Raw genomic sequence first — 13,873 nt, forward strand, 5'->3', positions numbered from 1 at the left:
TCCGGTAGCAATACGGTGGACTTTAACCTCAAACTTTTTTCTCTCGCCAAGATCCAAATCGGTCGTTTTCATATCCTCATTTCGATCATTTTCTTCAACCTACCATCATCTTGCCGTGTATACCGGACGCTCCGGACTAGGCTCGGCTTGAACCCATCCAAAGGCAAGAAGCAGAACAATGGCTAGCATCGCTGCCGGCAGAACCAAGCGCCAAGATTGTGCTAACAACTTCATAGCAGGGTAAGAAAATGCAAGGATCAGAGACGCGATCGCCGAGCTGAACAGGCTAATGCTTGGAGGCATCATGATAAACAGGATATAGAAAAATGATGTAAACATGAGAACGGGGATAAGAAGCGTACCTAAGATAACTACCGGGTGATTTACGATTTCCATCGGTTTACGAGACCAAATTGCCCAAGTCAGCGCAATAAAATGAGCTAACAGCGGTATAGTGAATAAATAACTCGCACCCGGCAGCATCCATGTTGATCCGATAAGAAGCAGAAGGAACAGACACATACCACTAAGCATCATGTCCACCTCGTTGACTTTCCTGATCACCATGCGGAATAACACAACATTCACGATCAGAGCAACTAGTGCAAAACAAACATTATAAAGAATGGCATCATACGTTGCCCCAGAGAACATGGTCACTTTATGCGCCCAGCCCGCAAATATGAGCTGCCATAATCCGTAGGAAAGTCCAATAGAAAGCAGCATGGAACCGAGTGTTATCAGAAGTCCAAGCAACGATCCCTTCAAAGTAACCAGTGATTTACGTGCAAAATAAATAACAAAGAACAGCCATATCCCTGCAAAAATAACGGAAATAAGTACACTCCACGAAGCAGGGTAATGAATCAAAATCCCAAACATATTGAAATATATTCGGTTTTCGGATTCCAGATTGGACAAGTCTAAATTACCGAAGTGGTTGGCAACGGCCAACGCGTTCTCCCCTTGATGCTGCATCGTCTGTAAAGAGACATTATCAACATTGTCCATCGGTGTGTGATAAGCAACCCAACCATCTCCGTAGGCGAAATTCAATCCCGGCAGTCCATACTCCAGAGCAACCGTCAAATCTGTATCATTCGGTAGCTTCTTATAAAGATCCACCAGAAGTGAATTGCTAACCGGATTCGTAACAGCCTCACTATACCCTTCAATTAGACGACCGTTTCCTTCGCTGGTCTGAAACATGAAAGATGAGCCTTTTGAGCCTCTGGCCTCAAAGTTAGCGACCATTCCTATGTTCTCCAGGTGTCTCGGATCTTGAAAGAACACCTCCGCACCTAGCAGCCCCTTCTCTTCCCCATCCGTCAGCAATATCCATATGTCATTCTGAAGCTTAGGACCGGCTTGTAAAGCTCTCGCAGTCTCTAGAAGCGATGAAACACTCACAGAAGCATCGTTCGCTCCCGGACCCGTAGGTACAGAATCATAGTGCGACATGAGCAGTAGCGGTTTTCCGTTACCAGAGCCTTTTATCACTCCCAAGATGTTCGTAAGCTCAATATCTGCATCAAAATGTTTCGTCTTTAATCGGCCATTGAACTCCTGCAGTTCTGGATTCAATCCGAGCTGTTCCATTTGCTCCATTAAATACACTCTGACACCGTTAATGGCAAGAGTTCCCGCAGGGTGAGGGTACTGCGCGATATTTTCTACGTGACGCATCGCCCGCTCTGACGAGAAGACTAAATCAGAGGCTTCTTTACTCTTGGCTTGAGGCGGTCTCTCTGACCATAAAATCAGAAAAACTGCCAATATTAAAGTTCCAGCTACAATGAGTGTAAGAACAAATGGCCGACCTTTTCGTGGCTGTTTTCTCGTTATAATCTCCATTTCGGCACCCTACTTCCTATGTATGAAGTTACTTTCACCTAATGGTGTCAGCCCCCCATAGTTTAATTCCAGTTTTTACCTGCGTCAATATCCATAAATAAATATTTTATATTTGCATTGTTTTCGCTGTGTTAACTTTCAGTTTTCTTTCAGTTGTTCTTAAGAAAGGAATCAGGAATGGTTGGTAGTATGAGTTTCATACCCAGACACCAAGGTTCCGGCGGAGGAACCAATTGTGTAATTTTTTTTAGAAAAGAGGTGTGAATTGAATGAATTCAACGCTGAAATATCGACATGAGCTGAAATTTTTTGTGAACCAGCACCAGTATCAGATTATTTCTACACGGCTGAGAAATCTGGTATCTCGTGATGAGCATACAAGTCCTTCAGGCGAATATCATATCCGCAGCCTATATTTTGATGATATTAACAACAAGGCCCTTCATGAGAAGCTGGGCGGTATTAGAGACCGGGTGAAATATCGTATCCGAATCTACAATATTGAGGACACCACGATTCATTTCGAAAAGAAGATCAAGTTCAGAGACTATATTGCCAAGGTAAAAGAACCTCTTACGAGGGAAATGACCGATGAGATCATGGTAGGCCGGTTCGAAGGACTAAACGTTCCGGACAAGCCTCTCTTAATGGAGCTTTATCATGAAATGAAACATAATCTGCTGCGTCCAAAGGTCATTGTTGACTATGTTCGCGAACCGTATGTCTGTCATCACGGAAACGTGAGGATCACGTTCGATAAAGAACTGCGAAGTGGCCTGCACTCTACTGAACTGTTTAACAAGAATCTGGATCCTGTCCGGGCGATTGATGAGAATCTCATTATTATGGAAGTTAAATACGACGAATATATACCGGAATATATCAAAGCGGCACTTCAGCTGGAAGGCTTGAACAGACAATCCGCAAGCAAGTACGTCATGTGCCGTAAATTTCTAAAATATAACTCTTGGGAGGATTATTAATTCATGAACACCACAACGACCAATGAATCAACCAATTTCTCGGATATTATTAAAAAATCAGTTATGGAAAATTTCGTTTCCGACATCAGCATTTCCAAAATTCTAATTACACTTGGTATCGCTTTTGTTATAGCCCTCTTCATCTATCTTTTATATAAGCGGGTATTCAGCGGAGTTTTGTATTCTAAAAGCTTTAACGTTTCGTTGATCGGTATGACGATGATTACAGCCACGGTCATTATTGCAATCAACTCTAACCTCGTCTTGTCACTCGGTATGGTCGGCGCGTTATCCATTGTCCGGTTTAGAACACCGATCAAAGATCCAACTGACCTCATCTTTCTGTTCTGGGCTGCTGCGGCCGGCATTGTTACAGGCGCAGGTTTCTACACTTTGGCTGTATTAAGTTCTGTCATCATTGGGTTAATCCTGTTCTTCTTCATTAAGAAAGCAACTGTTGATACCCCGTACCTTCTCGTCATTAACTGTGACAATGATTCCAGTGAACAGGAGATTCATAAGACAATCACGAGCGTAGTCAAACGTTATAACGTGAAGCAAAAAACCGTATCCCCAGGAAATATTGAATTGACACTCGAAGTTCGTCTTCAAGACGAAGAAGGCCGGTTTGTGAATCAAATTTCTGAGATGCATGGCGTTAAGAATGCAGTGCTGATTAGCTATAACGGAGACTATGTATCCTAAGACAGGTGGTGTCAGGAAGATGAGATCAAAGCTTGAACCGATTCTCCTGTGCTTCTGTTGCCTGCTGCTTCTGTTTGGCGTAACAGGATGTGAGCTTACGAACAGCACTTCGGATACAGCGGAATCAACTGCAGATGGAACAACAAACACTCTTTCCGAGAAGGAACTTGTTGCTAAAGAGGAAGTGTTCCCGAAAGACAAAGTGATTGATGTGAAAATCACGCTGGATGAAGCTGATTTTCAGGACATGCTGGATCATGCCAGCGACGAGGAATTTAAAGAAGCATCCGTTAACTATAACGGTCAGCAGTTTGATCATGTCGGCATTCGTACCAAAGGTAATCTGAGCTTGCGAAGCGTCGTAAATTCAGACTCCGATCGATACAGCTTCAAGATTTCTTTTGACGAATATATTAATCAGCAATTGAATGGTATCAGCAAAATCAATCTGAACAACAACTACAGTGATGCTTCGTATATGCGTGAGTTCTTAACGTATGAACTAGCAGAGTCCGTTGGGCTCCCGACACCTGGTTTCTCCTATGTTAATGTATATGTAAATGACGAGCTCTGGGGATTTTATCTGGCGATCGAGCAGATTGATGAAGCTTATCTGGCCCGGAATTTCGAAACTACGACAGGTGCGCTGTACAAAGCTGAAATGACAGGTTCCGGCAGTGATCTAATGTGGCTTGGAAATGATCCTGACTCTTACACCGGGCTCGTCAAGAAATCCGAAAAATCCAATGATAAACTATTGATCAATATGCTGGATGAACTTAACAACGGATCGGACTATGAAAAAGTACTAAATGTAGATAATGTGCTGAAATATGTGGCACTCAACGTGGCAGCTTCCAATATGGACAGTTACCTGGGTTCCAATAAACAAAACTACTATTTGTATGAGGATAATGGAATTTTTAATGTCCTACCTTGGGATTACAACATGGCATTCGGTGGTTTGGGAGGCTCAAATCTGCTGATTGATGAACCCACACAAGGAGCTCTTGCCGAGCGACCGCTTATCGCCAAGCTGTTGGAAGTCGATGAGTACAAGGAAAAGTATCATCAGATTCTCAGTGATATGATGAATGGATATCTGAAGGAAGAAAATTTCACAGCCAGAGTAGAGGAACTTCAAGATCTGATCTCTACCCATGTGAAGAACGATCCCAGACCTTTCTTTTCCTACGAAGAGTATGAAAAATCTCTACCCACACTTACCTCCTTCGCAGCAACCAATGTGGAGAACATTACTAAACAATTGGATGGCACGAGCCCTTCTTCAGGTGACGGTAGCGGAAGCGGTGGCGGTATGGGACCTGGCGGTGGAGGAAACCGCGGCATGGGCCGAGAGAATGAGGGTAAAGATGCTGTCGGCAACACCAATACCAATGCGGAAGATGCTGCTGGCGCTGACGGTGAGTCAGTAATGAATGGAGCGCCCGATACTGCTAATGGACAGGCAACTCCTCCTACTCCACCAGCTGATATGCCTGAAGATATGCCAGCCAATGCTGCGCCACAGGTACCCGAAGGTAACAACACAAACAATGCTACACCGCAAATACCAGAAGGTAACAATACAAGCAATGATGCGGACAGCAATGTTGATCCAAATGCAGCGAATACACCTAATACTGCTGATACTCAAACTGAACCCCCTCAAAACGGACAACAGAACAATCGTCAAGGTGGATTTGACGGTGGAATGAATAACGGTCAAATGGGCGGACAGATGCCGGGAGGCCAAGGCGGCGGTGGCTTTAAACCGGATGGTTTCGGCCGCGAAGGAACTCAGCAGCAGGGCAGCGATCGTGAAGCACTTTATACAGGAATCGCAATTGTTATACTTCTTTTATCCTGTATGTTCGTCACGCTCTACAAACGCAAACGGCTATAATAGAGGTTGTTCAAAAAGTCCGCTTTTGATCACGAAGTGAATCAGGAAGTGACTCGGCATCGAATCTTGAATTCAGCCGGTCCTAAGCAAATGCTTACGAAGTATGTTTCCTCCGGAAACATCTCAGGTGCTCACGTACCCAAAACAGATGATGCTTCCGAAGACGTTTTCTACGAAAACGTGCAGCTCCGCTCCTCAGTCCCTAGCTTCATCCAACTGAAGCGTTTGAAAAAACGCACATCGGAAGCATAAGCTTCGGTGCTGAAAACCGACCTTTTTGAACACGCACTAATAGGATATGAAAATAATAAAAGAACCATCTCTCATACAGCTGTATGAGAGATGGTTCTTTGCTGTTTCCTGGCTCCAATCTGCCGAATCTAATAATACATTATGAATCTATTCATTACTATACAGTACGAATTCCTGATAAGACGACCGGTGTCAGAATCAATACGATTGCAACCGTTATACAGCCCCGGGTCACTTTACCAGACAGTTTTCGCTGTGTCTCTGATGAACGATACCAGCCATGAAATTGCAGTTTATTACGATATACAACGAAAAACAAAAGTAAATTCCCCGCAAGCAAAAAAAGTCCATAATAATCCTGCCACTGGGTCAACGTTGATATAATTCGCTGCTCTACTTCCCCGAGAAGCGCTACAACGATGAACATCATAATCATCATTCGCACCATTTCGAGAGACGCACTCCATAGTTTCGTCATCATTTGCTCCTTTCACATCGGAACAATTTGGGTCTTTAATCACTTGAAACCTCTGCAGTCTTGTGTAGTTCATCACTGCCTCTGAGTATATAAGCCTCCACTTTCCTGCTAAGCCATAGAAGCACGATTACAACGGCGAGTACACCGAGTAACAAAAGCGGTTGTTCCAAAAAATCTGCAAAGTTAGCTCCTACAAAGGATACACTAAACACCATGATACCCTTGCCTAAAGTAACAGCAAGTAAATAGGATTGAATATGCATCCTTGCTATGCCTGCGGCCATGTTGACCGCTACAAAGGGACCTACCGGAAGAATTCCAAGTATAAATACATAACTAAACCCATTACGCTGAATCCACCTCATCCCTTTCTGGACCTTCGGCTTCGAAGCCCATTTATCCAGATAACGAGAGCTGGATATTTTGCGTACCACAAGAAACGTTACCAGGCATCCGCTTACCAGACCGAACCAAGAATATATAAACCCGGGCCAGAAGCCATATACCGCAGCGTTGACACCAACAATTAGAGCTGTTGGTAGCGGTGGTATAAACGACTTTAGAAAGGTAAGAAGAATTCCGGGCAAAGGTCCGAATGATCTGAATTTCTCCAGAAACCACTCGAGATTTTCTTCTGTAAATAATGACATGATGTCCATCACATCGTGCAACCCATTTCACCCACTTTATTATTCAGTTAAACATAGTGTAACGGATTAGCGGCGATCATTCATTAATAATTGTTTACAGAATATCGACCATTATTGATTATTCAATAGAGGCTGAATTTGCTTCATATGATGCTGATCATGCCAGATGAAATCCTTCATGAACACGGCTGTTTGGAATGGATGACCGTCCGCATCCGTATATTCCTTATCATATTGATCGTCCGACAACGATTGAATGTGGTCTATCAGAGTTTGACGATTTGTCTTTGTTTGCTCTACCAGCTCTTGAATAGAGCAGGTTCGTCCGTACTGCTTGGCCTGCTCGTTAAACACATTATAATCCAAATGTTTAACTGTCAGTTCCTCTCCCTCGCTAACTTTACGAATGGCTTCTTCAAAGAAGTACTTATCCCATTTCATGATATGGCTAACGACATCGCGCACAGACCATTTTCCTTCTCCGAGCGGTTGATTCCAAAACTCCTCTTTCTGCTCTTCCAAAACCTTTATAAAATTAATCCATGCCGAGTACTGCTCTATGAGCTGATTTTTCTCATTCATATCCTGTAAGCCTCCAATAATCTTGTTATTTAAAAATGTTCTTAATTCATCATCACACCAATCGGATAACAAAAGCAGTTGTTGAAAAGGATCTCCTTCGATGCCAAGCAGCTTCGCAAATGCCGGTTCCGTTTTCACACCCGACTGTTTAAGGGAAATAATACTTTGACGTGCCTCATCACCGAGGATATTTAATATTCGGTGCTCCACCACCATATGCCTAAAGCCGTTCTGCAAGACAGTCGGAACTGGCTGGGCAAACAACTCAAAGAGCCAATCTTTATATGTAAATTGTACGACGAGGCTCTCTGCAGCCTCTGCCTTACCCGGTTCGCAAGAAAATTTTAAGGTAGATATACTTCCTAAACGTTCTGTTATCACTTCTTGGTATTCTTTAAAGTCTGAAACGCAGCATATGATATCCAGATCGCTCTCCGGCAGATCAATTCCAATCGGAATCGTTCCAACTAAAATAGGATCAAATTCCCGAAGTCTATCCATGATCTGCAATTCTGCCAACACGTCATACACAGCCTGTTGCCTGTAATTTCCATGCTTTAAATAGGAAAGATCTCTGAAATCCATAAGGGTATTTATAATACCAACACCTTTCATTTGACCATAAATCAGCAGCGGTTAAATTTGTTATCTCTCCGTCCAAGCTATTCTCACGTATCCAAGCTTCATTCCGACACGTTCCATATTACGATGGCTTGGGGATATAAATGAACACTGACTTACCACCATACGGCAGCTCTCCCTTGCAGCCTCTGCGATCCGTCTTCTGAGTAGTCCTTGCTGCAGCCCTTGCCGCCGGTATTCTGGTAACGTAGCGGCAAACGTTAAAGAAGCGATATCCCCCTTGACATACATTACGCCTGCTGCAGCCGGATTATCGTTGATATAAGCCATAAAAAATCTCCATCCCGGACGGTCATACAGCACTTCGTTGTTTCGTGCTACAGAGGGTATACCCTGCTGAGGCAATCCTGTTCCGATGCAGTGAACCATCGCGTATTTCTCAAACTCATCCCGCATTAGCGGTTTAATATCAATTGCAGCCCAATCGGATTCATCAGTCAGAGACTCCGGGTTAATATACATAGAAGTATGAAATCCGGACTGATACATTCCTTTATCAGCAAGCGTTTTCAACAGTTTCTGGTCAACCAGCGAAGGAACAACTTCGATCTGAAATTTACGATCTCTCGACCGGTAGAAGTACATTATGTCATCGATGTATGGGATATCTTCAGACCGTATCCCTTTTACCGTGTTAAATGATGGCCACGGCATACTCTTACTAAACAAACAAACTGCATGGCCAATACGCGTTATTTCAACGCCTTCCGGATTACCGTCCCGTTCCTCAATGGCCTTCATCCGATCTGTCATATAATCAACTTCAGATGACTCGATGTCAACGATTAACGGCTCTGATGGGAACGATGGAATCATAAAATATAAACGCCTCCTTGGTTTGATCATCAAATCTGCCAAATGAATCTACGGTATACTCTCAGAACGAAATATTCCGATAATCACTATTTTAGAACGCAGGTTCCCATAATTCAATAGTTATTTACAATTTCTTCATTCCATATAAAAAAGCACCCTGCCATCATGTTCATGAAAGCCGGGTGCTTCTGAAACTGTATTTATTTACCGTTCGTAGGAATGTCACATGAACCGTCTGTGCAAGCACCAGCGGCATTGTCATCATCATTCACGAGAATCAATGGCTTTTCTTCACCATAGGCTTTTTGTAGGGCATCCTTAAATACCTCCAACGGTTGAGCCCCTGATACGGCGTATTTGCCATCCAACACGAAGAATGGAACACCGCGAACCCCAATCCGGTTCGCTGCTTCTTCATCAGCCCGCACTTCTGCGGAAAATGCATCTCCAGCCAGTACGGCGGCGGCTTCATCACGGGATAGACCTATTTCCTCTGCCAAATCAGCCAGAAGATCTTTGTCCTCCAGATTACGTGTTTCTGTGAAATAGGCTTGGAAAAGCCGCTCGGTCATTTCTTTCATTTTGCCATGCTGTGATGCAAAGTGAATGAGCCGATGGGCGTCAAAGGAGTTTGCCGGAAGGATTTTATCCAGATGATAAGTAAGTCCATCTTGGGCAGCCTGTTTTGTAATATTATCGTTAGAAGCCTGAGCTTGTTCGATGCTCATGCCATATTTGGCAGCTAGTAGTTCGTTTATGGATACGCCCGGCTTATAAGAGGCATTCGGATCAAGTTCAAAACTGCGGTAAACAACCTCAACATCTTCTTTATGCGGAAAATCGTTAAGTGCCGTCTCAATACGGCGTTTTCCAATATAACAGAACGGACACATAATGTCCGACCAGATCTCAACCTTCATCAAACACAACCCCCTAAGGTAATAATTGCTACTTACTTATTGTAACTTACATTCGAGTTTTCCGCAAGTTTTTTACGTATCACGAGAATACAGAAGGAGATCTCTCCGGCGATTCCAGCCCGCTGCAGACCAATACCGACCACCTGCTGTGTTATCCGCTAAAACCATACATTGACACCTCAGTATACCTCGTTGCTTAAGCTGCTCAAGACAAGATGAAACTAATGCCGATCCGATTCCCTGCCCCCGATATGAACTCTTCACGGCAACATGATACAAGAAACCTCTTCTTCCATCATGGCCGCATAAGGCCGTTCCGACAATCTGACCTTCATCCTCACATACAAAGCTCAGTCCTTGATTTCGATCTAAAAATGCTCTAATTGAGGGCTCTGAATCGGATTCACTGATTACAACTCCTGCTGTATTTCTCCACAGATCCAGAATCTGTTCATAGTCTTCAATAACCAGATCTCTAAATAGATGCATTTAGTATCCTCCTAAAAGCAATACTTTACCCCGTAACCTGTTTCACTCCATGGCATTCAATAACTGCGGCTCCATGAGCCTGAATACCTCCGTTGTGATAGCCTTAGACAGCTTCTAATGTAGAATTTACGGTAAAGTCCGCTCTCCTCTTTCACAATCTACTTGAAATTTGAATAAATTTCTGATTGTCTTTCCCCGCACGATTCAGCCACACTGCAGTATTCCATAATTATACATCGGATAAGAAGCCGAGGGATACTAGAGAATTGGATTAGAGAAAAGGCAAGTCTGAATAACAAAAAAACACGATCCGCCATAGCCAAAAGGCCAGCTGACTCGTGTTGTAAATTTAGTTACCAAGTAGAGCAAGTTAGTACATCAAATGAGGTATAAGTACAAAAAAACAGACGGCTAAAGCCGCCTGTTCATTTGTACTTGCGCCAATCCATCCCACTATTTTCCAGCAGATGCTCAAAATCATTATCCAATCGTTTCTGCTCTGCTTTACGTGCTGCTTCCCGCTTGAGACGCTCTTCTTCAAGTCTCTTTGCTTCATCAGCTTTCAGAGAATCAGCCTGGGCTTTTAGGCGTTCGATCACCTGCGGATTTAACAAATCCTTAAGAGTTGCCGGCTTATCTGTAGATTCAGTTCTAGGCGTCTCTTTTCTACCCTTTTTTTTCGCCATATCGCATCACCTCGGTTCCTCATCATTATAACAGTTTCGACCTTTCACAGCATCCGGTCCTTATGTATCAAGCAAAAGCATAGCTAATATATACCATGATCAGGAGTCCTATTATAAACGAATAGGTTGAAGGACGCTCATACCCATGTCCGTGACTCTCAGGAATCAGTTCCTTATACACGATAAACATCATGGCCCCAGCTGCAAATGCTAATCCATAACCAATCAAAAATTCAATATAACTAGCTGCAAAATAACCAACGACAGCGGAAACAAGCTCCATCATTCCGGTTATGAACACGATCATAAATGCTTTGAATCTGCTCACTCGGGAGTTAATCAGGAATACGGCTAAGATGAGTCCCTCCGGCATATTTTGTGCTCCGATCGAGATTGCAACCATGGGCCCCAGTCCAACATTTTGACTCGCATAACTGAATCCCGTGCTAAGCCCTTCCGGAATGTTATGAAGGAACAAAGCAATAATGACCAGCAATGATGAAGAATCAAAAGACCGTATACGCGACTGGTTCTCCACATCGATGTGGGGAATGTTTTTTTCAATCAGATCCAAGACCACAATACCCAGCAGCAATCCGACTGTAAGCGGTATGATCCCGCCTTCCTGCAAGGATTGAGGCATTAGGCCAAAGGTCGAAGCAGAAACCATAATTCCTGCAGTAAAAGCGATGAGGATATCTTTCCATTTCTCGGACAATGTTTTTACGAATAATAACGGCACCGCTCCAAACACGGTTGCCATAGCTGAAATAAAGCTACCTATGAGAGCCGATTCCATATCATGCTGTCCCCTTTATTTTTCTGTGTTAATCGTCAACTTCTTGATGCTAGCTATCATTATATAAACATTGATTTGCGAATATGAAAATGGGAAGGACTTCCAACTAAACTGTAAAACGATAATCTGCTATACAAATTTGACAAAAAATCCGCCCCAACTGGAACGGATTTTCGAATAAATGTAGTATCTTTGTTCTTGTTTTACTTTATTCGTTCAACTGACTCACTACTTATATAAGTCCCCCTTATACACAACCTAGACTAAAGTCTAGGTTGTGTATTTACCCTCAGACGGAGGACACTCTTTTCAATTCGTGATATGCTCACTTTATTGAGTACATATGAAAGGAGATGATTTACATAATGAAACGAACCATTCTTGCGCCGCTGCTGATCTTACTGGGTGCCTATCTGTTATTCAATCAGGGAGGCATGATAAGTACAGGATCCATCTTCGCAACGTTTTGGCCTACACTGTTTGTCATTCCACTCGGACTGTTCTTCCATTGGATGTACTTTTCCATGGTTGGACGCAAAGGGGTCGGACTTCTTATTCCGGGAGGAATTCTGCTCACAGCGGGTATTGTCAGCCAAATTGCTTCCTTATTTGATAATTGGGGAACCATGTGGCCGGGATTCATTCTAGCCGTTGCTGCAGGCCTGTTCGAATTTTACTGGTTTGGCTCCCGCAACAAGTGGATGCTTATTCCGATCAATATTTTGACCGTGCTGTCGCTGTTATTCTTTGTCGTTTTCTCAATCGGACCGGTTCTGAGTTATTTGTCAATTGTACAGCCTTTAATTGCAATCTTGCTTGTCCTCGGCGGTGCTTGGCTAATCCTCGGACAAAAAAAGCACGGATAAATTGTTCTTACGCGCCAAATCGGGAACATATATTTTCGTTGCTATCCAAAAATACATAACAAACATAAAAGGAGAACCCGAGGGCTCTCCTTTTATGTTGACTATTAAGTTTGCTTTATAAGGGCGATCGATGGGACTTGAACCCACGAATGCCGGAGCCACAGACCGGTGCGTTAACCCCTTCGCCACGACCGCCATATCAATCAGTGATTTATAATTTAACATATGAGTAGGAATCTTTGCAAGTTGTAACTTTTTCCAATCCGCTTTTTCACTTACTTGTACCCATAACAACAGCTTCAAATTGTTGCTGGCTATCGTCATTAAAGGTATAGTCACATTAAAACAAACACATCCATTTCAACAAAGAACAAAGGCGGTTTAAGCATGATCTATCGATTAACATACTTATCAGATGATCTCCAAGTTAAAGGCTATTTATGCATGCCGACAAACTTTACGCATTACAAAGGTACCCCTCTGAAGCAATACATAAACCAGTCCGTTTCCGATATTTCAGGGGTCGAGATAATAGTGTCACCACTGGATATAGATGGAGAGGGTACGTCCACTCTTCAAAAAGACAAGCTCCCTCTCCTTATCTATTGCCGTGGGGGTATCGGTAAATATGGTGCCGTCAAACTGGATTGGCTTCGCCAATTCGCAGCTAGAGGATATGCTGTATTCGCTCCTGCCTATCGAGGAAATGAAGGAAGCCAAGGCCGGGACGAGTTCGGCGGTCGGGATGTCATGGATGTTCTGTCCGCAATGACTTGGCTTTCCAAGCTGTCATTTGTAGATACGGAGTCCATCTATATGCTCGGTTTCTCCCGGGGATCAATCAATGCAGCTAAAGCGGCCGCAGAAACTTCCGCGATATCCAAATTGATCCTTTGGAGCGGGGTATCGGACATGATGCTGACGTATGAGGAACGCATTGATCTCCGCAGAATGCTGAAGAGAGTGATCGGGGGCACACCAACAAAATATCCCGAGCGTTACCTTGAACGATCCCCTCTTCACTTTGCAGACAAAATTCAATGCCCTGTGCTTATCGTGCATGGTACCCTAGATGAACAAGTATCTGTCCGTCATGGACTTCAAATGTACGAGCGGCTATTTGAAACAAGAAAGGATGTAAGCTTGCATCTGTATGAAGACCTTGGGCACCACTTTCCTGCTGCCTGGCATGAGACTGCCGTTAACCGAATATTTGATTGGCTGGACAAGCCCGTTACCTCTTAA

Annotated in this window: 14 protein-coding genes and 1 tRNA gene; 5 read left to right on the forward strand and 10 right to left on the reverse strand. The window is 43.5% G+C overall.

Annotated elements, in window-relative coordinates; translation table 11 throughout:
* Positions 1–105 precede the first annotated feature (105 nt).
* Entirely contained in the window at positions 106–1,854 is a 1,749-nt protein-coding gene (locus MNQ98_RS18740) for a M28 family peptidase (RefSeq protein WP_241929623.1), read from the reverse strand.
* A 269-nt stretch (positions 1,855–2,123) separates the two neighbouring features.
* Between MNQ98_RS18740 and MNQ98_RS18745 the strand changes: the two genes are divergently transcribed.
* From MNQ98_RS18745 to MNQ98_RS18755, 3 genes are read left to right on the forward strand one after another with little or no spacing between them, the layout of a single operon-like run.
* Positions 2,124–2,837 (forward strand): polyphosphate polymerase domain-containing protein, encoded by a 714-nt coding sequence (locus MNQ98_RS18745; RefSeq protein WP_241929624.1) that lies wholly within the window; start codon positions 2,124–2,126, stop codon positions 2,835–2,837.
* A 3-nt stretch (positions 2,838–2,840) separates the two neighbouring features.
* Positions 2,841–3,542 (forward strand): DUF4956 domain-containing protein, encoded by a 702-nt coding sequence (locus MNQ98_RS18750; protein ID WP_241929625.1) that lies wholly within the window; start codon positions 2,841–2,843, stop codon positions 3,540–3,542.
* A 19-nt stretch (positions 3,543–3,561) separates the two neighbouring features.
* Complete coding sequence (locus tag MNQ98_RS18755; RefSeq protein WP_241929626.1) at positions 3,562–5,448, forward strand: CotH kinase family protein; 1,887 nt, start codon at positions 3,562–3,564, stop codon at positions 5,446–5,448.
* Positions 5,449–5,857: 409 nt separating this feature from the next.
* On the opposite strand, the gene MNQ98_RS18760 is transcribed toward MNQ98_RS18755, so the two are convergent.
* The 8 genes from MNQ98_RS18760 to MNQ98_RS18795 form a co-directional block, all read right to left on the reverse strand.
* On the reverse strand, positions 5,858–6,181 hold the full coding sequence (locus MNQ98_RS18760; protein WP_241929627.1) for a hypothetical protein: 324 nt from the start codon (positions 6,179–6,181) through the stop codon (positions 5,858–5,860).
* Between the two features lie 32 nt (positions 6,182–6,213).
* Positions 6,214–6,828, reverse strand: a complete 615-nt coding sequence (locus tag MNQ98_RS18765) for a TVP38/TMEM64 family protein (protein WP_241929628.1) — start codon at positions 6,826–6,828, stop codon at positions 6,214–6,216.
* Positions 6,829–6,939: 111 nt separating this feature from the next.
* Positions 6,940–7,932 (reverse strand): DUF4269 domain-containing protein, encoded by a 993-nt coding sequence (locus MNQ98_RS18770; RefSeq protein WP_241929629.1) that lies wholly within the window; start codon positions 7,930–7,932, stop codon positions 6,940–6,942.
* Between the two features lie 123 nt (positions 7,933–8,055).
* Positions 8,056–8,868 carry a GNAT family N-acetyltransferase gene (locus tag MNQ98_RS18775; RefSeq protein ID WP_241929630.1) on the reverse strand — a complete coding sequence of 271 codons (813 nt, stop codon included), beginning with the start codon at positions 8,866–8,868 and terminating at the stop codon, positions 8,056–8,058.
* 200 nt (positions 8,869–9,068) lie between these two features.
* Positions 9,069–9,788, reverse strand: a complete 720-nt coding sequence (locus MNQ98_RS18780; protein ID WP_241929631.1) for a DsbA family oxidoreductase — start codon at positions 9,786–9,788, stop codon at positions 9,069–9,071.
* A 72-nt stretch (positions 9,789–9,860) separates the two neighbouring features.
* Positions 9,861–10,277 (reverse strand): GNAT family N-acetyltransferase, encoded by a 417-nt coding sequence (locus MNQ98_RS18785; protein WP_241929632.1) that lies wholly within the window; start codon positions 10,275–10,277, stop codon positions 9,861–9,863.
* A 425-nt stretch (positions 10,278–10,702) separates the two neighbouring features.
* Positions 10,703–10,963, reverse strand: coding sequence for a YqkE family protein (locus tag MNQ98_RS18790; protein ID WP_208919158.1), 261 nt, complete (start codon positions 10,961–10,963; stop codon positions 10,703–10,705).
* A 67-nt stretch (positions 10,964–11,030) separates the two neighbouring features.
* A complete protein-coding gene (locus MNQ98_RS18795) occupies positions 11,031–11,762 on the reverse strand; it encodes a ZIP family metal transporter (RefSeq protein ID WP_208919156.1) in 732 nt (243 codons plus the stop codon).
* A 362-nt stretch (positions 11,763–12,124) separates the two neighbouring features.
* On the opposite strand from MNQ98_RS18795, the gene MNQ98_RS18800 reads away from it, so the two are divergent.
* Entirely contained in the window at positions 12,125–12,628 is a 504-nt protein-coding gene (locus tag MNQ98_RS18800) for a hypothetical protein (RefSeq protein ID WP_241933970.1), read from the forward strand.
* 122 nt (positions 12,629–12,750) lie between these two features.
* On the opposite strand, the gene MNQ98_RS18805 is transcribed toward MNQ98_RS18800, so the two are convergent.
* Positions 12,751–12,823: transfer RNA gene (locus tag MNQ98_RS18805), tRNA-His, on the reverse strand.
* 192 nt (positions 12,824–13,015) lie between these two features.
* Between MNQ98_RS18805 and MNQ98_RS18810 the strand changes: the two genes are divergently transcribed.
* Positions 13,016–13,873 carry an alpha/beta hydrolase family protein gene (locus MNQ98_RS18810; RefSeq protein WP_241929633.1) on the forward strand — a complete coding sequence of 286 codons (858 nt, stop codon included), beginning with the start codon at positions 13,016–13,018 and terminating at the stop codon, positions 13,871–13,873.

This window comes from Paenibacillus sp. N3/727 (assembly GCF_022637315.1).
GTDB lineage: Bacteria > Bacillota > Bacilli > Paenibacillales > Paenibacillaceae > Paenibacillus_AQ > Paenibacillus_AQ uliginis.

What these genes read in the sequence shown, in the direction of transcription:
- MNQ98_RS18740 (WP_241929623.1), bottom strand. Translation starts at nt 1,854, where the DNA reads ATGGAGATTATAACGAGAAAACAGCCACGAAAAGGTCGGCCATTTGTT.
- MNQ98_RS18745 (WP_241929624.1), top strand. Translation starts at nt 2,124, where the DNA reads ATGAATTCAACGCTGAAATATCGACATGAGCTGAAATTTTTTGTGAAC.
- MNQ98_RS18785 (WP_241929632.1), bottom strand. Translation starts at nt 10,277, where the DNA reads ATGCATCTATTTAGAGATCTGGTTATTGAAGACTATGAACAGATTCTG.
- MNQ98_RS18810 (WP_241929633.1), top strand. Translation starts at nt 13,016, where the DNA reads ATGATCTATCGATTAACATACTTATCAGATGATCTCCAAGTTAAAGGC.
- MNQ98_RS18765 (WP_241929628.1), bottom strand. Translation starts at nt 6,828, where the DNA reads ATGTCATTATTTACAGAAGAAAATCTCGAGTGGTTTCTGGAGAAATTC.
- MNQ98_RS18780 (WP_241929631.1), bottom strand. Translation starts at nt 9,788, where the DNA reads ATGAAGGTTGAGATCTGGTCGGACATTATGTGTCCGTTCTGTTATATT.
- MNQ98_RS18790 (WP_208919158.1), bottom strand. Translation starts at nt 10,963, where the DNA reads ATGGCGAAAAAAAAGGGTAGAAAAGAGACGCCTAGAACTGAATCTACA.
- MNQ98_RS18760 (WP_241929627.1), bottom strand. Translation starts at nt 6,181, where the DNA reads ATGATGACGAAACTATGGAGTGCGTCTCTCGAAATGGTGCGAATGATG.
- MNQ98_RS18775 (WP_241929630.1), bottom strand. Translation starts at nt 8,868, where the DNA reads ATGATTCCATCGTTCCCATCAGAGCCGTTAATCGTTGACATCGAGTCA.
- MNQ98_RS18755 (WP_241929626.1), top strand. Translation starts at nt 3,562, where the DNA reads ATGAGATCAAAGCTTGAACCGATTCTCCTGTGCTTCTGTTGCCTGCTG.
- MNQ98_RS18750 (WP_241929625.1), top strand. Translation starts at nt 2,841, where the DNA reads ATGAACACCACAACGACCAATGAATCAACCAATTTCTCGGATATTATT.
- MNQ98_RS18795 (WP_208919156.1), bottom strand. Translation starts at nt 11,762, where the DNA reads ATGGAATCGGCTCTCATAGGTAGCTTTATTTCAGCTATGGCAACCGTG.